We start from the raw sequence: 18,910 nt of genomic DNA, 5'->3' as shown, positions 1-18,910 counted from the left end.
AAGTACAAAAGTTAGTCTAAAAGCACAGGATTGATATCCAAAATGTTCTCTTTTATATATGAATTGATAAAATTTTCGTCAAAATGCTCACTTCCTAATAGTTTTTCAGCTTGCAACATTTTTTTAACGTCCAACTTTTTATAGGCTTGTAACATTGGTTTTGAAATTGGCGCATAAGTGTAATGCCATGGTTCGTATTTAAAACCTTTACGATCAGAGTGATCTGTGTATACAATATAAAACCCGAACGAATTTGCGTTGATTTCTAACCATTCACGGAGTTTGCAAAACGGTCCGTCGCCATGAAATTTCTTTGGAACTAACACATCACCACTATAGGAAGCATTTTTATCAATAATATCAATATCAGTTGCCCAATGATGTCTAGAAGTCCCTGGGATTGTTGAATATTCTATAATTTTTTTAATTGCGTTTATAGGTGTCAAACCTTGCTTGGTAAAACGTTTGTATTTACGTTCCCAAATACGATTTTGATGTGCATAATTGCGATAGCTTGAAACAACATGAATAGAAAATCCATCTTTTGCAGCTGCTTCACGCATCTTTACAAATGCATCATATGCTTCTTTTCGCAATGAAAATCCTTTTCCAAAAACGGCTGGATTTCCTTTCCCGATAAGTTCTAAGTTTTTTGAATCTTGAGTGTTAAAAGCCATGCTTGGTACACTGTGTAATGCAACAGTTCCAAGTCCGAGAAGCTTCATAAAATTTGATCTATTCAAGTTGAATTGATTTTAATAATTTTTCAAACGGAAGATAGTAAATTTTTGAAGTTCCATTGCTTCCTTCATTCATAACTTCTTTCAATTTTTCTGTGGTTAAATTGTTATAGCTAGCTTTAATCGTACTTTTTTCACTGGTAAAGAAGAAATATTTCTTGTCAAAAGATACAAACGGACAATAATCTATCTGATTAGAATTAATCAGTTTACCTAAAGAAACAGCTTCTTTCCAAACACCATTTTCATTAAAACTAATATATAAATCTCCACGCCCTAAACTTCCTTTTCGTCCATACGAACCAAAAATTAGAAACGATTCATCAGGACTTACATAGGCATTGTATTCGTAGGTTTTCGTATTTACACCTTCAGACAAACTTATTGGAGTTTGGTAACTTCCATTGTTGAATTCACTTTTATAAATATCTTCTTTTCCTTTTGCGTCATCATAATCTGCTGTGAAATAAATAGTTCCATTATTCGCAATAGAAGGATAATATTCGTTTTTATCAGTATTAATAGTATTTGGTAATCGTTTTGCATTTTTCCACTTTCCATTTACATTTGATACAAACCATAAATCGTAATCTTTTTTTGGAGAAGTTTCATTTCCTACGGGACGTTTGGAGGCAAAGAATAACTTTGTTCCGTCTGGTGAAAATGCAGGTTCAATATCATGAAATTTCCCAGAGAAAGAAGCAATCGTAAAAGCTGTCCAAGTTCCGTTTACTTTTTTAGAAGTTAAAATGGTTCTAAAAGCATTTTTCGGAGCATCAAGCGTAAGGAAAATTTCATCATTGTTTGGTGAAATCGCCATGTCTCTGACATTAATATTTTTAAAATCTGGAAGATTGATAAAAACTTCAGGAGTATTAAAATCTTTTTTAAATGTAATATCTGCCTGTTTTTGTGCAACTAATTGTGTGCTCGCGAAAACGAGTAAGAGTAGTATTTTTTTCATAATGTATACAGTTTGATTGATGAGTTCAAGGATCAAAAAGTACTTATTTTACTTTTTTAGAAGCGTTAAAGAGTCGTTAATCTTTTTTTAGAATGTTTTTATCATGGTAAAGTGTAAACCAATTTCTGGAATTGAAAATGGCTCGCCATGCTTAACATATCCTAATTTCTCATAGAATCGAACAGCAATTTCACGTGAATTCATCCACATAAAAGTTCCGCCTTTTTGCTGAATCATGACTTCTGCTTTTTTTACCAAAGCATCACCAATTCCTCTTTTTTGAAAATTACCTAAAACGCCCATTCCCCGCAATTGAAATGCTTTTTTTGTTTTTACAGTAGCATGATTTCTTTCTAATAAACTTACAACACCGACCAATTGTTCATCTATAAAATATCCTAAATGAAACGTTGTGGATAGTTTGTCTCCATCAAAACGGCAAGAATCAATTGGCTTTCCTTCACGTAATACAGGATGGCGTACATCATACGCTTTTTTTGCAGTAATCTCTTTAATAGTATATGATTCCTTGATTTTCATAATCACAAAATTTATTCTAATATTCAAAAGTATAACTAATTATGGAGTCTATTTTTACAGAAATAAATTATTTTTGAATAAAAATTACAACATGCAGATTAGGTTTAAATTACTTAAAAATGATGAAGCAGAAATTATTTTGCCATATTTAGATATCATGAATCAGCAAAAAGTTCCAATGGATATACTAAAAGAACGTTTTGCAGAAATGCTAACGCAAGATTATGAAGCGTTTGGAGTGTATGATAATGAAGAATTAATTGGCTGTTTTGGTTTGTGGAGTATGACACGTCATTATTGTGGAAGAAGTTTAGAACCTGATCATGTATACATAGATGAAAATTATAGAAGTAAAGGAATTGGGAAGCAATTATTTGAATGGATTGAGGTCTATGGAAAGAAAAAAGGTGTTACTACGATAGAATTGAATACATATGTGCAAAATTTTCCGTCACATAAGTTCTATTATAATCAGGGATTTAACGCACTTGGTTATCATTTTTTAAAAAAAATCTAAAAAAATGTTTGGAGAAATGAAGCATGTTTCTCTATATTTGCACCCGCAATGCGAAAGTAGCTCAGTTGGTAGAGCGTCAGCCTTCCAAGCTGAATGTCGCCGGTTCGAACCCGGTCTTTCGCTCTTCAAAAGCCGATTCATCTGAATCGGCTTTTTTTATGGTAAAACCTTACCAAAATTTTAAAAGCTATTTTTAGCTTGGCTGTCTTAATAATTTAAAATTCTAATAATTATGAAAAAAAGACAATTCCAGAAAAAATTGAAATTGACAAAAATTGTAGTAACTGATCTAAATTCAGTTAAAGGTGGAAGAGCAGCAGGAACACATTATGAATGGTGTGATACAGGAGGTTCTAACTTTCCTTGCGATGTAGGTCAAGATAGATAACAAAAAGAAAAGGTCACATACTATATGTGACCTTTTTTATTTATGAAAATATAAGAGCTGTTCCTGAGTCAAGTTCGTATGGCGCTTTGTCATATTCAAAAATACGAGTTGTGTGTGGACCTTCTAAGGTGATTTTTTCATCCTCAACACGAATCCAGCTTCCTTCTCTAATTCCAACCACAGGAAGTGTATTAAATTTATGAAACTCTTTAATTCGCGTTTCACGTGTTTCTCCCATATGTGTATTTCCTTCAATCGGATCTAAATAATGAGGATTTATATTAAAAGGAATCGTTCCTAATGTTTTAAAACTTGGCGGATATATAATTGGCATATCGTTCGTTGTTTGCATCGTTAACCCGCAAATATTGCTTCCTGCACTTGTGCCCAAATATGGTGTTCCATTAAAAATGGCTTCTCTAAGTGAAATCATCACTTCCGTTTTATACAATTGTGAAACTAGTAGAAATGTATTTCCGCCACCTGTAAAAATTCCTTTGGCATTTGCTACTGCTTCATTTGGATTTTCAAATTCATGTACACCACGCACAGTTTTTCCAATTGTTTTAAAAGCTTTTGCAGCAATAGCAGTATATTCATCATGTGTAATTCCGCCTGGTCTTGCATAGGGAATAAATAAAATTTCTTCCGTATCTTTATATAGTGAAGCAAGTTCATCAAGAATATAAGCTAAATAGCCACTTCCGTGAACTGTTGAAGTACTTGCAATGATCATATTTTTCATAAGGCGTAAAATGCTTGAGTTTTATTCTATAATGTAAAAGTAATCATAATAAGGTTTTAACAAAAGTTTAATGGATGTTGACATTTTTTTAAGGACATTAGTTTAGTTCTTTATGGTCTAATTTGAAAATTACCCATATAACCAAAAACACCAAGCCTGAAATGAAGCAAAAATTACTCTTAATATGTCTCTTAATTTCAACTATAACACTAGCGCAAGATGCTGAACGAAAAATATTGCGCGGAAAAGTGATCTATAGAAATGTAAATGTAGTTGGTGTTAATATTGTAAATAATACCGCAAGTAAAGGAACAGCTACTAATAGCAAAGGTGAATATGAAATTTTAGCGAAAGAAGGTGATATTTTAGTTTTTTCTTCAGTTCAGTATACGATAAGAGAAGTGACAATTACAAACGAAATTCTTCAAAATAATCGTTTGGTTGTTGAGGTGAAAGAAAAGGTAGAAGAACTTGATGAAGTAGTTATAAGCCCAGAAAACCAAGAAAAATTTCTTGATTTCCAAGAAAAGGAAATTGCAAAATACAAAGATTATCAATTTGCGGATGACCGTTATTCAGAAGTACATAATGAAGCACTAGATCAGGCAAACTTTCAAGGCGCTAATATAATTGGGCTTGTGGGAATGTTACTTACTTCAATTATTGGAAAAGGTAAAAAAGGAAATAAAGAAAAAGTAAAACCTATCTATGAGCGTACAAGTTTCAATGACATTCGCGCTCGTTACAAAGATGACTTTTTTACAAAAAATCTAAATATTCCAGAAGATCAAATAGCAACATTTCTATATTATTGTGATGATCAATTGCCTTCAGAAGATATATTCACAAAGAAAAATGAATTTCTAATGATTGATTTTATGGTAAAACATAGCAAAGCATTTTTGGAATCTATCAAAACAAAAGACTAGACTAAATAGATTAATATATTTTTTGGAACGCTTTTTGGATATCTTTGTCAGAACAAAACAAAGTTAAAATACAGCAATGAAATTATACAAATCACTCGTTTTACTCTGCATATTTCCATTAGTATCTTTTGTTGCAGCACACAAATTTTACGTAAGTGTTACCAATATAGAACATAGCAAGCTCAATAATTCATTACAAATTACAACTAGAATCTTCATTGATGATTTTCAAGAAGCCTTGCAATTGCGGTATGATTTAAAAGAAGAATTGACTACAGAAAAAAATGTAAAAGAAGTAGAGCAATTCATGGAAAAATACCTCAAAAAGAAACTCAAAATTTGGGTAAATGGTGAACAAAAAACATTCACGTTCATCGGAAAAAAATATGAAGATGATGTTACGGTTTGTTATCTCGAAATTACAGACATACAAACGGTTACTTCTTTAGAAATAAAAAGCAACATCTTATACGAATTAGAAGAAGATCAACAGAATTTAGTGCATGTAAAAATTAAAGATCAACGAAAAAGTTTATTATTAGTCAAAGAAAATGATAAAGGTTTGTTAAATTTTTAACAATAACTCGTGAAAATAATTATTTTCACAAATTGAAAAATACAAACCTATTTACAAAGCCTAATGAAACGGATACAATTCTACATTCTCGCATTCCTATTTTTAGGAGCGAACTTAGCACTAGCTCAAGATAAACAAGATGATAAAAAGCCGCAAGGACACATCAATAAAAACAAGTTTAGACAGCTATACCAAGAATTCTCTACACCAAACATGTACAGAACTGCTTCTGGTGCGCCAGGAAGCGCTTACTATCAGCAACAAGCTGATTATGAAATGGATATTGAGCTTGATGATAAAAACGAAAAGCTTTATGGAGTTGAAACAATTACATATACAAATAATTCCCCTGATGACTTAGAGTACCTTTGGGTACAACTCGATCAAAATGTTAGAGCGAAAAATTCGCAAGCTTCTCTAAAAAACGGAGAACGTATTCCACGTTTACAAAGAGCATCTACGTTTGTGAAAAGTTATGTAGCTGATCCTTTTGATGGAGGTTTCAATATTGATTATGTAAGAGATGCGAAAGGGAAACCATTATCATTTACAATCAATGAAACAATGATGCGTATTGATTTGCCAAAAGCATTAGAGGCAGGTGATAAAGTATCTTTCTCAATAAAATGGTGGTATAACATCAACAATCACGTTACAAACAGAGCACGTTCAGGGTTTGAGCATTTTGCAAAAGATGGAAACAATGCCTACGTAATAGCACAGTTTTTCCCAAGAATGGCGGTTTATAACGATGTTGAAGGATGGCAAAACTATCAATTCTGGGGAAATGGTGAATTTGCATTAGCATTCGGAGATTACAAAGTAAACATTACAGTTCCTGCAGATCATATCTTAGATGCTACAGGGAAATTAGAAAATAGAAAAAATGTTTTCACTAAGGAAATGATGAAACGTTACGAGCGTGCAACAAATTCTTATGACAAACCTGTAATTATAGTAACACAAGAAGAAGCAGAAGCTGCTGAGAAAAACTTTTCAAATAAAAAGAAAACGTGGAAGTTCCATGCTGAAAATGTAAGAGACTTTGCTTTTGCTACATCACGTAAATTTATTTGGGACATGCAAGCTGTTGATATCAATGGTAAAAAAGTAATGGCAGTTTCAATGTATCCTAAAGAAGGAAATCCACTTTGGGAAGAATATTCTACAAAAGCTGTTGCAAGTACACTTGAAACATTTTCAAAACATACATTCGATTATCCATACCACAAAGCAATCTCTGTACACGCAAAGAATCAAGGAATGGAATATCCTATGATTTGCTGGAATTATGGACGTCCAAATGAAGACGGAACATACTCTGAACGTACAAAATTTGGAATGATTAGTGTAATTATCCATGAAGTTGGACATAACTATTTCCCAATGATTGTAAACTCTGATGAGCGTCAATGGGGATGGATGGATGAAGGTTTAGATACTTTTATGCAATACTTAGCTGAACAAAAATTTGCAGAAACATACCCAGAATCTGTTGCATCTACAGATGGAAAATATCCTTCTCGTAGAGGTGAAGCTTCTAAAATTGTTCCGTATATGAAAGGAAGTCAGTCTAGATTATCTCCAATCATGTCAAATCCTGAAAACGTACAACAACTAGGTCCAAACGCCTATGGAAAGCCAGCAACAGGATTAAACATATTACGTGAAACTATTATGGGGAAAGAAGCATTTGATCATGCATTCAAAACATACTCAAAACGTTGGATGTTTAAACACCCAACTCCAGAAGACTTCTTCAGAACTATGGAAGATGCTTCAGGAATCGATTTAGATTGGTTTTGGAGAGGATGGTTTTACACAACTGATTATGTAGATATTGGAATTGAAAGTGTTGAAAAATATCAAGTGGGAACAAGAAAAGGTAGAAGCGGAAGTTTTGTATACTTCATACCAAGTGATGATACACGTTACAAAAAAGAAAACGAAGGACAAGCAGTATTAAGCATGGAAGAAAATGTTCCATTAAAAGAATACTTAGTAGACAATTTCACAACGCAAGAAAGAGCTTCGATGAAAAACCCTAAGTACTTCTATGAAGTTAAATTTAACAAGCCAGGCGGATTGGTAATGCCTATTATTGTTGAATGTACATATGAAGATGGATCTACTGAAATGATTAAGTATCCTGTTCAAATCTGGAGAAAAAATGATAACAGTGCAAAAATTGTAATCTCATCTGACAAAGCAATCAAAACGCTTCAATTAGATCCAAAATTAGAGACTGCAGATATAGATACTTCTAACAATTCATGGCCTAATGAAGAAGGAAATACAGACTTCAACAAGTTTAAAGAAGACAAAATAAAACAGTAATATTTACAACATATTAATAAAAAACCAGCTTAATTGCTGGTTTTTTTATTCCATAATATTAACTTGACTATATTTGCATAATAATACAAGAACACATGGCATTATTCATTAGTGGAGGAGAAATATTCGTAATTATGTTAATCGTAGTTTTGGTATTTGGTGCGGACAAAATTCCTGAAATAGCAAGAGGACTTGGAAAAGGAATGCGTCAACTAAAAGATGCTACCAACGAGATAAAGCACGAAATTCAAAAAAGTGCGGAAGATAATGGTCTAGATACTGACATTGCAGGTGATATTAAAAAAGAAATAGATAAAGTAAAAGAAGACATAGAAGATATGTCAGGTCCTATCAAAAGGCAGTTTTAATGCTTGATGAATTACTGGCATATGACAAAGAATTACTGATTTACCTAAATAATCTAGGTGAAACCCAATTCAATACTTTTTGGATATATGTTACGAGTTTTGTCTATTGGATACCATTGCTACTCTTTATTTTCTACAAAATCTATAAAAAATTCCCGAAGCGTCAAGCAAAATATATAATAGGATACGGATTCTTTATTCTATTCGCTTCATTATTTTTAGTTGAAATTATTAAAATTGGAATTGAACGTATTCGTCCGTGTAACGATCCTACTGTTGCACCATTTCTAAATATTATTATCAAACCTACGAACTATAGTTTTTTCTCAGGACATGCAACGGTTTCTGTTGCACTAACAACTTACTTGGTATTAATAGTGCGAAAAATATTCCCTTTTATACGCTTGCTATACATTTGGCCATTATTATTTATATACAGCCGATTGTATTTTGGAGTACATTATCCTTCCGATATCTTAACAGGAATTATTATTGGTATTTTAATTGGTGTTGCATTTCATCGAATTTGCAATGCACGCATAGTAAAATTACGAATTTATTAATATATTCGTTAAAATTTTAACCAATCAATAATAAATAATGAAAAATCTTAACCTAAGGCTTGTCATAGTAATGGCGGCTTTGAGCATCATTTCTTGTTCAAAAGAGACTGCAATTAATGAAAACCTACAAGAAGAAAGTGTTGTTGCAATTGACCAACGCGAACCACTTACTCCACAACAAATTAATACTAAAATCAATGAAACTATCGCGCAACGTGTAGATTTTGAATGGAAAAACATGGATGCACACATGATTTGGAGTGCAACTATGCATGGAGATCACATTGTTACTGTCGGATTTGGAGCTGATGATAATGATTTTAACAAAGAAAATTCAAACGCAAGTGGAATCAAAGATCGATTACTTGGTAATATTGCCGTTGATGAAAATGTTGGCATACAAAAAACATCAGATATCTTACTTGATGAAGATGATAAACTAAATATCATTGATGTAAAAATTGAAAACTTAACAACAATTGAAAACTTATTAAAAGAAGAAGGAATCCGATATATAGAACCTAGTGGATATAAATATTGGGAATATCAAGGTACGCCAGAATCTGGTGCAGGATGCGGATTTGATGGAGCAACATTAAATTCAGCTGACTACACAACAATTGCTCCAGGTGCTAAATTACCTTGGAACTTTAATATACATAATATTCCTGCAGCTTGGAATTATAGTACAGGTTCAGGAATCGGAATTGGAGTTATTGACACAGGATTAACACCAAACAATTCGTTAATGAATGGAAACTTCAATGATGGATATTCTTCAGGGCGCTATGTTCAAAAATATGGAACCTTTGTAGATTCTTGGTGGCCATGGTCATCAAATATTGATGGTCCAAATGATCAATGTGGACATGGAACAAGTATGACGTCTGTGGCAACAGCTCCAAGAAACAATAATGGAATGCCAGTTGGAGTTGCATACAATGCAAATTTAATTAGTTATAGAGGAACAAAAAACGTACTTTTAGATGGTTATCATGAGCAAAAAGGTGTTGCAAACGCACTAAAAGCTTTAGGGAATAGAAGTGATGTGAAAATTATTTCTATGTCTATCGGAAACATATTTTCTATAGGTAGAATCAAGGATGCGGTGCGATATGCAAATAATAGAGGAAAATTAATCTTCGCAGCTGGTGGAACTTCGACAACTTTTACTAACTTTGTAGGTGTAATATTTCCTGCTTCGATGAGTGAAACGGTTGCCGTAACAGGTGTAACGGATGCAAATAACTATGAAGAATGTGATATTTGCCACAAAGGAAGCAAAATTGATTTCACGATTGTTATGCAACGTGATGGTAATGGAAATAGAACAACACCAGTATTGGGGTATTATAATGGACAAACAGATTACGTAGGTGGATCGTCTGTAGCAACAGCGACAACAGCAGGAATTGCAGCCTTAGTTTGGTCAAGACATCCAAGTTGGACAAAAGAACAAGTATTAAACAGATTGAAACAATCTGCAGATTTCTATCCAAACAAAAACTCACAGTATGGATATGGAAATATAAACGCATTGCAAGCCGTTCAATAGAACAGTTGGCATATTTAGTTTAGTAAATAGGGAGAAACTCTCGTCGTAATGGCGAGAGTTTTTTTATGATTTCTATTTAAGTAGTTTGTAATTAGTGTTTTACAAGGTGCTATAAAGCGTTTTTTTATAATTTCATTACGTTTTCACCTTACTTTTAATACACGAAAAGTAGGTTTTTTTTGAATAAAAAAGGACTATATTACTGAGTGTTTATTTGTGAAAGAATAAATACCTAATTAACCTTAACCAAATTTTAAACCTACATTATGAAAACAAATTATTTTTTATTGCTGTTTTTGATGAGTGTTTTTACTATTCAAGCTCAGAAACCGGGCTCTTTAAAAGCAACATCAAACGCAAAGGCAGCTTACATGGTAGAAGTTCCAGCGTTATCTAAAATGGATAACATTATTGCAGCTAAAGGATTAGGACATGTTGCGCCTCCTAAGCGTAGAGGTACTAACACAGTAGTTCCTGGCAAAGGGCTTCCTGTTGGACGCGATCCATTAATTCAACAACAATTAAATTCTCCGAAATCTCCTGGTAGAGCACCAACTATAGATTTTCCTGCACATACAGGAACGGTTCTGAATGATCCTACGGGAGCAATTGGACCAAATCATTATGTGTATGCATTCAACTCAGGATTCGGTATTTTAGATAGATCTGGGAATGTATTAGTTCCTGAAGCTTCATTAGCAACATTATTTCCTAATGAAGATCTTGGTGATCCTGTAGTGGTGTACGATCGCTATGCAGATCGTTTTATCATCATGCAGTTTAGTGATACTCCGAATGGTATCTTAATTGCTGTTTGTCAAGGACCAGATCCTGTAAATGACGGATGGTACACATATCGTTTCAATACTGGATCTTTTCCTGATTATGAAAAAATGTCAGTATGGAGTGATGGTTACTATATCACTGCAAATAAAGATTCAGGGAGTGCTGGAAGTAGTGATGTAGTTTATGCGCTAGAAAGAGATGAAATGTTAGCAGGGAATGCGAATGCACAAATAGTAGGGTTTCCTCTTCCAACTACAGCAACTAGTGGTTTTTATAGTCCAGGAGGATTTAACTGTATTGGTCCAAACTTACCGCCAGTTGGGACGCCTCAGCCTATAGTTTATATGCAAGATGATGCTTGGGCAGGTGTTTCACAAGATCATCTAAAAATATGGAATGTAAGTGTAGATTGGAATACGCCAAACAATTCTTCTATATCATCTCCACAGATTATTAACACAGCACCTTACGATTCAGTATTCGATAATGGATCATTCAATAACTTGGACGAACCTGGAAATGGACCAGATATAGATGCCCTACAAGCAACTATGATGTATATGACGAATTACAGACGATTTGGTTCTTATAATTCTGCTGTGATGAATTTTGCAGTAGATGTAAGTGGAAATGATACTAAGTCAGGAATTAGATGGTATGAACTAAGGCAAACTGCAGATGGGCAACCTTGGACAATTTATCAAGAAGGAACTTATTCGCAACCAAATTATAGTACTTTTTGTGGTAGTATAAGTATGGATGCTCAAGGAAACATAGGACTTGCCTATACCATTGTAAGTAGCACAGTATATACTTCATTACGTTATACAGGACGTCAAGCATCCGATCCTTTAGGAACAATGACAATAACAGAACAAAATATTGTTGATGGAGATGCACAAAATAATAGAGGTGATGGACGTTATGGAGATTATGCTCAGCTAACCGTAGATCCTACTGATGATATGACCTTCTGGCACATTGCTGAATATATGAAAGGACCAAATAACGTTAGAAAGAGTCACGTAGCAGCATTTCAAATAGTTGCTGGACCACCAGATACAGAAGCGCCGACGACACCAACAAATTTATCTGCTTCTAATACCACAGATACAACTACAGATTTATCATGGACTGCTTCTACTGATAATGTGTCCGTTGCAGGATATGATGTTTATCAGGATGGTAACTTAGTCGGAACAGCTTCAGGAACTACCTATACAGCAACTGGCTTAACAGCATTAACGAGCTACGATTTTTATGTAGTAGCAAAAGATGGCGCTGGAAATACTTCAGGAAATAGTAACACAGTTACAGTGGTAACTTTAGATGTTCAAATAACATATTGTGATTCAGCAAGTACAAATATTAATGATGAATTCATTGGTCGTGTACAGTTAAATACGATAGATAATGCATCTGGAGGTCAGTTCTATACTGATTTTACAGGTATTTCTACAACACTTGATAAAACTTCACAATATACAATAACAGTTACACCTACTTGGACAGGAACTATCTACAGTGAAGGATATTCTGTATGGATTGATTATAATCAAGATGGTGATTTTGCAGATGCTGGTGAGCAGGTTTGGACACAAGCTCCAACTACAAATACACCTGTAAGTGGTAACTTTACTGTTCCTGCAGCTGCGACTAATGGAGCAACTAGAATGCGTGTATCTTTAAAATATAATGGTATTCCAACATCTTGTGAGACCTTTACATATGGTGAAGTAGAAGATTATACAGTGATCATACAAGATGGTTCTGGCGGACCAACGTGTAGTGATGGTATTCAAAATGGAGACGAAGAAGGTGTTGATTGCGGAGGTTCCTTCTGTGATCCTTGTTCTTCTGGAAGTGTAGTAATTCATGAAGGTTTCTTCGAAACTGGATGGGACAACTGGGTTGATGGAGGAAGCGATAGTTTCCGCTACAGTGGTACACGTTCTTATGAAGGAAGTTATTCTATTAGATTAAGAGACAACACAAATAGTTCTACAATGACTTCAGAAACATTTGATTTGTCTGGATTCGATTCAGTTAGTGTTGAATTTTTCTTCTTGCCTAATAGTATGGAAAATAATGAAGATTTTTGGCTTCAGTATAATGATGGTTCTGGATGGCAAACAGCAGCTACTTGGGCTCGTGGATCAGAATTTGAAAATGATTTATTCTACACATCTACAGTGACATTTAGCTCATCGCAATACAATTTAAATTCCAATGCACAATTTAGATTTAGATGTGATGCAAGTGGTAATGGCGATCGCGTTTATATTGATGCTGTAACTATTACAGGAAATACAGGTACAAGTAGAATTGCGAATTCTACGAGACGTGTTGATAAAGAAACATCACCTCAAACAGTAAGTACACATGAACTTAGTATTGATGAAGAAGGTTTTACGATTTATCCGAATCCAACGAAAGGTATTCTTAATATCAAAAATACTTCTGGTTTAAAAGTAAATACTGTAAAAGTATTTTCTGCTTTTGGAATGCTAGTTAAAGAAATGAAAGAACTTGACAATGATGCAAGTATTGATGTTTCTAACTTTGCATCTGGAACTTACTTTATAAGATTTGTTTCTGGAGACACTATAGTAACTAAGAAATTTATTAAAAAATAAGTTGTACTAAAAGTATAATCATAAAATTAAAAATGAAGCCGTTTCAATGAATGTTGAAACGGCTTTTTTCTATATATTTTATATGGATCTCGTCCAATGACAAAACCTAAAACTCTAACGACCTAAATTAAATCACTCTACTAATCGTCAAACCATCTCTAATAGGTAAAACAACTGTTTCAATACGCGAATCTTCCTTTAATAATGTATTATACTCAAGTAATGCTTCTGTAGAAATATCATTCTTTTGAAGTGGTTTGAGTACTTTTCCACTCCATAAAACATTATCAGACAAAATAATTCCATTCGGACTCATCTTATCAATAATTGCATGAAAATAAGCAGGATAATTCGGTTTATCTGCATCAATAAAAACCAAATCAAACGTCCTATCGATATCAGGAATAATGTCTAAAGCATTTCCTGTATATTGGTAAATTTGATCTCCATAATTAGAAGCATCAAAATACTTACGTTGAAAATCGTGTAGTTCTTCGTTAATATCAATAGTGTGCAATTCGCCTTCTGACTGCATTCCTTCTGCCAAACACAAAGCAGAATATCCAGTATACGTTCCAATCTCTAAAATGGTTTTTGGGCGAATCAATTTTGCTAGCATACTTAACAAGCGGCCTTGATAATGTCCACTTAGCATTCGTGGCTGTAAAATTTTCTGATACGTTTCACGTGTCAACGCTTTTAACAACTCAGGTTCATTGGCTGAATGTGCTACAACATAATCATCTAAAGCTTCTGGAATAAAGTGCATAAACTAAAAAATTTAAACAAAAATACTACTTCTTTTTATAATTAAAGTGCTTTTAATGACATTCGCATATTGACCATATGTTTGCGAAACCTAGCTTTTTCATATGCTTTAATAGCTCCTATGTTTTCATCATATACATCGAGTCGAACTTCATCAATATCATGAATTGAAATCCAAGAATTTAACCCTTTTATAACATGGTTTATAACACCTAAGCCTCTACGTTCAGGGACTACATACATAAAACCCAAATAGGCAAACTTCTTATGTTTTAAATAATTTTTTGGAGTTTCAATTCGTGCATAACCAGAGCCAATAATTGTGTCATTAGCAATTGCTACAATAACTTCAACATCATCAGCCATAATCATTTCTTTGATATCATAATAGTGAATAGTACCTTCTTTTAATGTTGAATCAAAAGGGCGTTCTGCAGTAATAATACCTTGTTCAAAAGTTAATAAAATGTCTAAATCTTCTAATAGTGCTTTACGCGTAGTGATGGAAATCATAGGAAAATTTATAGTATAATATAAAATATTATGTGTTTAAACTCAAAGATAAAAAACCTATAGATAATAAGATCTTTTTCAAGGAAAAAACCAAGAAGCTTTTATACCAAAAATCTAATACGTATTTTTGGTAAAAATAGCATTCAATATGTTCCAAAATACATTGGCGTATGCAAAAGAGCAAGACGCAAAAGATCCACTAAAAAGTTATCGAAATCAATTTCATATCCCGAAAGACAAAGACGGAAATGAATGGCTATACTTTTGTGGAAATTCACTCGGATTGCAGCCAAAAGTAACACAAGAATACATTCAACAAGAATTGAATGATTGGGCAAACTTAGGTGTAGAAGGACATTTTGATGCAAAAAATCCGTGGATGCCATACCACGAATTTCTTACGGAAAACATGGCAAAAATAGTGGGAGCGAAGCCAATTGAAGTCGTAATTATGAATACGCTTACGACGAATTTGCATTTATTGATGGTTTCGTTTTACCAACCGACAAAAACTAAATACAAAATAGTTATTGAAAGTGATGCATTTCCATCAGATCGGTATGCAGTAGAATCACAATTAAAATTTCATGGATTTGATCCGAAAGAAGGTTTAGTAGAATGGAAACCTAGAGTAGGTGAAGAATTGCTTAGAATGGAAGACTTAGAAGCAATAATGGAAGCTGAAGGTGATGAAGTTGCACTGGTATTAATTGGTGGCGTAAACTATTATACAGGACAGTATTTTGATATTAAAAAAATTGCGGAACTCGGTCATGTAAAAGGAGCTATGGTTGGAATTGATTTAGCACATGGCGCTGGAAACATTCAACCAAATTTACACGATTCAGGTGTAGATTTTGCTGCTTGGTGTACCTACAAATACTTAAACGCCGGTCCAGGAAGTTTAGGTGGATTATTTGTTCATGAAAAGCACGCACATAACAAAGAATTAAATCGATTTGCAGGTTGGTGGGGACATGATAAAGGTACTCGTTTTAACATGCGTTATGACTTCAATCCAATTCCAGGAGCAGAAAGTTGGCAACTAAGCAATCCACCAATACTGTCAATGGCAGCTATCAAAGCTTCTTTAGATATGTTTAATGAAGTTGGAATGGACGCTTTACGCGAAAAATCTGAGAGGTTAACAGCATATTTTGAATACTTAATTAATGAAATTGGTTCAGATCATATCAAAATAATTACACCTTCAAATTCAAAAGAAAGAGGTTGTCAATTATCAATTCAAGTGAAAAATGCTGATAAATCATTACATCAAAAACTAATAGACAAACATATCATAACTGATTGGCGGGAACCTGATGTAATTCGTTGTGCACCAGTTCCACTATACAATACTTTTGAAGATGTTTACAGAATGGTAGACGAACTAAAAAAATGCTTGTAACATGAAGAAAGAAAATATACTCATTGTTGGCGCAGGATTATGCGGTTCATTACTAGCGTTACGTTTAGGACAACGCGGTTATAAAGTTACAGTAATGGAAAGCCGTCCCGATTTACGAAAAGTAGATATCTCTGCCGGACGATCAATCAACTTAGCATTTTCAGACAGAGGAATTAAAGCTATGAATATGGTTGGAATCACTGATAAAGTAATGCCATTATGTATTCCCATGCATGGACGTTTGGTACATGATATAGAAGGAAATACATTTATGTCTAACTATTCAGGACGTGATGATGAATACATCAATTCAATTTCCAGAGGTGACTTAAATGCGTTATTATTAACAGAAGCTGAAGAACACGAAGCTGTTGATATTACATTCAATAAAAAATGTACAGCAATTGACATTGAAGAAAACATGGCAACTTTCTATTGTTATGAAACAAAAAAAGAAATGCAAGTCAGTGCTGATGTAATTATCGGAACAGATGGTGCAGGTTCTATATTGCGTAAAAGTTATTACTTAGAACGTAAATTTTTATTTAGCTATTCGCAGAATTATCTCAGTCATGGATACAAAGAGCTAAGTATTCCGGCAACGGCAACTGGTGGATTTCGTACTGAGAAAAATGCATTGCACATATGGCCAAGAGGCGATTATATGATTATTGCCTTGCCAAACTTAGATGGGAGTTTTACGGTAACATTGTTTTTGTCGTATGATGAAGGCGAATACAATTTTAACAATCTAACGACAGAAGAAAGAGTTCAAGAGTTTTTTGAAACACAATTTCCAGATTTAGTGCCGTTAATTCCTGAATTGACAAAAGAGTACTTCGAAAACCCAACTGCACCATTAGGAACCGTAAAATGTTCACCTTGGTCATATAAAAATAATACCTTATTAATGGGCGATGCAGCGCATGCAATTGTTCCGTTTTACGGACAAGGAATGAATGCTTCTTTTGAAGATGTAGTTGTGTTAAACGAAGTGTTAGATCAGCATGAAGGCGATTGGGAAACTGTATTCAAAGCTTATGAAAAAGCGCGTAAAAAAGATACGGATGCCATTGCTGATTTAGCGATTGATAACTACTACGAAATGCGCGATCATGTAGCCAATCCAATCTTTAAAGAAAAGCGAAAACTAGAAATGGATTTAGAGAAAAGTTTTCCTGAGCAGTATTTCTCTAAATACTCAATGGTGACATTTAACGAAGACATTCCGTATAGTAAAGCAATGGAAATTGGCCGTGCGCAAGATAAAGCATTACTCAACATGATTGCAGATGCCGAAATAGACACTACAACTAATTTAAACGAAATCCTTCAAAAAGTACAAGCTGAGACGAATGAAATCTTAGATGAAGACAATGTTGCAAAGACGATGAAGCACTAGTCTGTTTTCCGAACTGTTTTTCGAGTAGTTCTATTTCTTTTTATCTTAAAATATTCTTTGCCAATTCCCTGACCCAGATTTGCTGAGAAATTGAAAATTTCACCAGTACCTAGTTCTACGTTTTTGACGATCACACTGTTGAAACCAATATATTGTGCTCCTATTTCATAAGTTGCAGCTGGAATAGTAAGCTGGTATGATCCATCTTGTTGTGTGATTTTACCAAGAACTTCTTTAGTTTTAACATTAGTGAACATCACATTTGAAAACTCTAAAGGATCAGTAATAGTATCTTTTCCTTCATGAATATAACTTCCAAGTATTTTTCCAGAAACACTCACAATAGTAGTATCTGCAATTAGAAAGTTTTCACTGATCGTAACAACACTTGGTAGTTTTTGAGGATTCATATTTTCTCCCACTAAACCACATTTAACTACTTTTTGAGCACAAGCTGTAAGTAGAAATAATGTGATACAATAGAAGCCTAATTTTTTCATGATTTTTTCAATTCCCGGATAATTTCTTGAATACCTTTTTGAAAGCCAGAAAAGTAAGCATCTTTCTTAAACTCAGGTACAATTATTTTTTTGATGATATCTAGTGTTTCAGCATCGGTCAATTTGTCCATAATTCCGTCACCATTGTGAATCCAAATGCGACGGTCTTTCATATACAACGCAATTAAGATACCATTATTTTTGTCTTTTTGACCAATTCCCCAATTATTGGCTAAGTCAAGTGAATATTCTTCCAAACCACTATAATCTTGAATAGAAGTAAGTGTTACAATTGCAATTTGATTCGTTGTTTTAGCTTCGTATTGTTTTACAATTTCTAATAATGTTGCTTCTTGTTCATCAGATAAAATATTATCAAAATCATTGATAAATCCGACAGGAATTGGAAATGCAGTATCTGGATGTGACGGTCCAGAAGAAGCATCATAATGAGGTTTGTGAGAAGCTTCGCAGCTAAAACTAAACGTTATTAGCAGGCAAAGCAGTAGGCTTTTAAATTTCATAGTAGGTTATTAAGATCGATTTGGGTAGATGCAATATAAGAAATTCCTTTATATCTTATCAAAAATTAACATCTTGATGATAAGAAACAAACCTATTCGACTCACTAGATTTATTAAAATAGATTACTTTTTTCAAAAAGATGTTTCGTG

General features: G+C 33.6%; 19 protein-coding genes and 1 tRNA gene. 12 read left to right on the top strand and 8 right to left on the bottom strand.

Going from position 1 to position 18,910, the window contains the following annotated elements; translation table 11 throughout:
- Positions 1 to 11: 11 nt before the first annotated feature.
- The 3 genes from ACUUYC_RS01555 to ACUUYC_RS01545 all read right to left on the bottom strand — a co-directional run bounded on the left by ACUUYC_RS01555 (position 12) and on the right by ACUUYC_RS01545 (position 2,244).
- The gene (locus tag ACUUYC_RS01555) at positions 12 to 743 is read right to left on the bottom strand and encodes a M15 family metallopeptidase (RefSeq protein WP_474263096.1); all 732 of its coding nucleotides are present in this window, start codon (positions 741 to 743) and stop codon (positions 12 to 14) included.
- Positions 736 to 1,704, bottom strand: coding sequence for a TolB family protein (locus tag ACUUYC_RS01550; RefSeq protein ID WP_474263094.1), 969 nt, complete (start codon positions 1,702 to 1,704; stop codon positions 736 to 738). Before ACUUYC_RS01550 ends, ACUUYC_RS01555 begins: the two co-directional genes overlap by 8 nt.
- 87 nt (positions 1,705 to 1,791) lie before the next feature.
- A complete protein-coding gene (locus ACUUYC_RS01545; protein WP_474263092.1) occupies positions 1,792 to 2,244 on the bottom strand; it encodes a GNAT family N-acetyltransferase in 453 nt (150 codons plus the stop codon).
- A gap of 91 nt (positions 2,245 to 2,335) precedes the next feature.
- Here ACUUYC_RS01545 and ACUUYC_RS01540 point away from each other — a divergent pair, with 91 nt between their 5' ends.
- From ACUUYC_RS01540 to ACUUYC_RS01530, 3 genes are all read left to right on the top strand, one after another.
- Entirely contained in the window at positions 2,336 to 2,761 is a 426-nt protein-coding gene (locus tag ACUUYC_RS01540) for a GNAT family N-acetyltransferase (RefSeq protein WP_474263090.1), read from the top strand.
- 50 nt (positions 2,762 to 2,811) lie between these two features.
- Positions 2,812 to 2,884, top strand: a tRNA-Gly gene (locus tag ACUUYC_RS01535).
- Positions 2,885 to 2,993: 109 nt separating this feature from the next.
- Positions 2,994 to 3,149, top strand: a complete 156-nt coding sequence (locus ACUUYC_RS01530) for a hypothetical protein (RefSeq protein ID WP_474263088.1) — start codon at positions 2,994 to 2,996, stop codon at positions 3,147 to 3,149.
- 40 nt (positions 3,150 to 3,189) lie between these two features.
- On the opposite strand, the gene pepE is transcribed toward ACUUYC_RS01530, so the two are convergent.
- Positions 3,190 to 3,894 carry a dipeptidase PepE gene (gene pepE, locus ACUUYC_RS01525; protein WP_474263086.1) on the bottom strand — a complete coding sequence of 235 codons (705 nt, stop codon included), beginning with the start codon at positions 3,892 to 3,894 and terminating at the stop codon, positions 3,190 to 3,192.
- A gap of 161 nt (positions 3,895 to 4,055) precedes the next feature.
- Between pepE and ACUUYC_RS01520 the strand changes: the two genes are divergently transcribed.
- From ACUUYC_RS01520 to ACUUYC_RS01490, 7 genes are all read left to right on the top strand, one after another.
- Positions 4,056 to 4,823, top strand: a complete 768-nt coding sequence (locus tag ACUUYC_RS01520; RefSeq protein WP_474263084.1) for a carboxypeptidase-like regulatory domain-containing protein — start codon at positions 4,056 to 4,058, stop codon at positions 4,821 to 4,823.
- Between the two features lie 76 nt (positions 4,824 to 4,899).
- Complete coding sequence (locus ACUUYC_RS01515; RefSeq protein ID WP_474263082.1) at positions 4,900 to 5,400, top strand: DUF6702 family protein; 501 nt, start codon at positions 4,900 to 4,902, stop codon at positions 5,398 to 5,400.
- A gap of 63 nt (positions 5,401 to 5,463) precedes the next feature.
- Entirely contained in the window at positions 5,464 to 7,737 is a 2,274-nt protein-coding gene (locus tag ACUUYC_RS01510; protein WP_474263080.1) for a M1 family metallopeptidase, read from the top strand.
- 95 nt (positions 7,738 to 7,832) lie between these two features.
- On the top strand, positions 7,833 to 8,105 hold the full coding sequence (locus tag ACUUYC_RS01505) for a Sec-independent protein translocase subunit TatA/TatB (RefSeq protein WP_046757289.1): 273 nt from the start codon (positions 7,833 to 7,835) through the stop codon (positions 8,103 to 8,105).
- A complete protein-coding gene (locus tag ACUUYC_RS01500) occupies positions 8,105 to 8,668 on the top strand; it encodes a phosphatase PAP2 family protein (RefSeq protein WP_474263078.1) in 564 nt (187 codons plus the stop codon). The genes ACUUYC_RS01505 and ACUUYC_RS01500 overlap by 1 nt, the downstream gene beginning before the upstream one ends.
- Before the next feature lie 37 nt (positions 8,669 to 8,705).
- Positions 8,706 to 10,223 (top strand): S8 family peptidase, encoded by a 1,518-nt coding sequence (locus ACUUYC_RS01495; protein ID WP_474263076.1) that lies wholly within the window; start codon positions 8,706 to 8,708, stop codon positions 10,221 to 10,223.
- A gap of 266 nt (positions 10,224 to 10,489) precedes the next feature.
- A complete protein-coding gene (locus ACUUYC_RS01490) occupies positions 10,490 to 13,645 on the top strand; it encodes a GEVED domain-containing protein (RefSeq protein WP_474263074.1) in 3,156 nt (1,051 codons plus the stop codon).
- Between the two features lie 127 nt (positions 13,646 to 13,772).
- On the opposite strand, the gene ACUUYC_RS01485 is transcribed toward ACUUYC_RS01490, so the two are convergent.
- Positions 13,773 to 14,414 (bottom strand): O-methyltransferase, encoded by a 642-nt coding sequence (locus tag ACUUYC_RS01485; protein ID WP_474263072.1) that lies wholly within the window; start codon positions 14,412 to 14,414, stop codon positions 13,773 to 13,775.
- A 41-nt stretch (positions 14,415 to 14,455) separates the two neighbouring features.
- Positions 14,456 to 14,926 (bottom strand): GNAT family N-acetyltransferase, encoded by a 471-nt coding sequence (locus ACUUYC_RS01480; RefSeq protein ID WP_474263070.1) that lies wholly within the window; start codon positions 14,924 to 14,926, stop codon positions 14,456 to 14,458.
- Positions 14,927 to 15,074: 148 nt separating this feature from the next.
- On the opposite strand from ACUUYC_RS01480, the gene kynU reads away from it, so the two are divergent.
- Together kynU and ACUUYC_RS01470 are read left to right on the top strand one after the other, a co-directional pair.
- Positions 15,075 to 16,334, top strand: coding sequence for a kynureninase (gene kynU, locus ACUUYC_RS01475; protein WP_474263068.1), 1,260 nt, complete (start codon positions 15,075 to 15,077; stop codon positions 16,332 to 16,334).
- Between the two features lies 1 nt (position 16,335).
- Entirely contained in the window at positions 16,336 to 17,736 is a 1,401-nt protein-coding gene (locus tag ACUUYC_RS01470; RefSeq protein ID WP_474263066.1) for an FAD-dependent oxidoreductase, read from the top strand.
- Here ACUUYC_RS01470 and ACUUYC_RS01465 read toward each other — a convergent pair.
- Entirely contained in the window at positions 17,733 to 18,236 is a 504-nt protein-coding gene (locus tag ACUUYC_RS01465; RefSeq protein WP_474263064.1) for a carboxypeptidase-like regulatory domain-containing protein, read from the bottom strand. The genes ACUUYC_RS01470 and ACUUYC_RS01465 overlap by 4 nt on opposite strands.
- Complete coding sequence (locus ACUUYC_RS01460) at positions 18,233 to 18,760, bottom strand: TPM domain-containing protein (RefSeq protein ID WP_474263062.1); 528 nt, start codon at positions 18,758 to 18,760, stop codon at positions 18,233 to 18,235. The genes ACUUYC_RS01465 and ACUUYC_RS01460 overlap by 4 nt, the downstream gene beginning before the upstream one ends.
- Positions 18,761 to 18,910: the final 150 nt, after the last annotated feature.

This window comes from Kordia sp. E (assembly GCF_056033805.1).
This window is presented reverse-complemented; position numbering and strand designations above follow the sequence as displayed.

Bases quoted from the DNA above. Each gene is read 5' to 3' on its own strand.
- ACUUYC_RS01550 (WP_474263094.1), bottom strand. From the start codon at position 1,704: ATGAAAAAAATACTACTCTTACTCGTTTTCGCGAGCACACAATTAGTT.
- ACUUYC_RS01545 (WP_474263092.1), bottom strand. From the start codon at position 2,244: ATGAAAATCAAGGAATCATATACTATTAAAGAGATTACTGCAAAAAAA.
- ACUUYC_RS01540 (WP_474263090.1), top strand. From the start codon at position 2,336: ATGCAGATTAGGTTTAAATTACTTAAAAATGATGAAGCAGAAATTATT.
- ACUUYC_RS01530 (WP_474263088.1), top strand. From the start codon at position 2,994: ATGAAAAAAAGACAATTCCAGAAAAAATTGAAATTGACAAAAATTGTA.
- pepE (WP_474263086.1), bottom strand. From the start codon at position 3,894: ATGAAAAATATGATCATTGCAAGTACTTCAACAGTTCACGGAAGTGGC.
- ACUUYC_RS01520 (WP_474263084.1), top strand. From the start codon at position 4,056: ATGAAGCAAAAATTACTCTTAATATGTCTCTTAATTTCAACTATAACA.
- ACUUYC_RS01515 (WP_474263082.1), top strand. From the start codon at position 4,900: ATGAAATTATACAAATCACTCGTTTTACTCTGCATATTTCCATTAGTA.
- ACUUYC_RS01510 (WP_474263080.1), top strand. From the start codon at position 5,464: ATGAAACGGATACAATTCTACATTCTCGCATTCCTATTTTTAGGAGCG.
- ACUUYC_RS01505 (WP_046757289.1), top strand. From the start codon at position 7,833: ATGGCATTATTCATTAGTGGAGGAGAAATATTCGTAATTATGTTAATC.
- ACUUYC_RS01500 (WP_474263078.1), top strand. From the start codon at position 8,105: ATGCTTGATGAATTACTGGCATATGACAAAGAATTACTGATTTACCTA.
- ACUUYC_RS01495 (WP_474263076.1), top strand. From the start codon at position 8,706: ATGAAAAATCTTAACCTAAGGCTTGTCATAGTAATGGCGGCTTTGAGC.
- ACUUYC_RS01490 (WP_474263074.1), top strand. From the start codon at position 10,490: ATGAAAACAAATTATTTTTTATTGCTGTTTTTGATGAGTGTTTTTACT.
- ACUUYC_RS01485 (WP_474263072.1), bottom strand. From the start codon at position 14,414: ATGCACTTTATTCCAGAAGCTTTAGATGATTATGTTGTAGCACATTCA.
- ACUUYC_RS01480 (WP_474263070.1), bottom strand. From the start codon at position 14,926: ATGATTTCCATCACTACGCGTAAAGCACTATTAGAAGATTTAGACATT.
- kynU (WP_474263068.1), top strand. From the start codon at position 15,075: ATGTTCCAAAATACATTGGCGTATGCAAAAGAGCAAGACGCAAAAGAT.
- ACUUYC_RS01470 (WP_474263066.1), top strand. From the start codon at position 16,336: ATGAAGAAAGAAAATATACTCATTGTTGGCGCAGGATTATGCGGTTCA.
- ACUUYC_RS01465 (WP_474263064.1), bottom strand. From the start codon at position 18,236: ATGAAAAAATTAGGCTTCTATTGTATCACATTATTTCTACTTACAGCT.
- ACUUYC_RS01460 (WP_474263062.1), bottom strand. From the start codon at position 18,760: ATGAAATTTAAAAGCCTACTGCTTTGCCTGCTAATAACGTTTAGTTTT.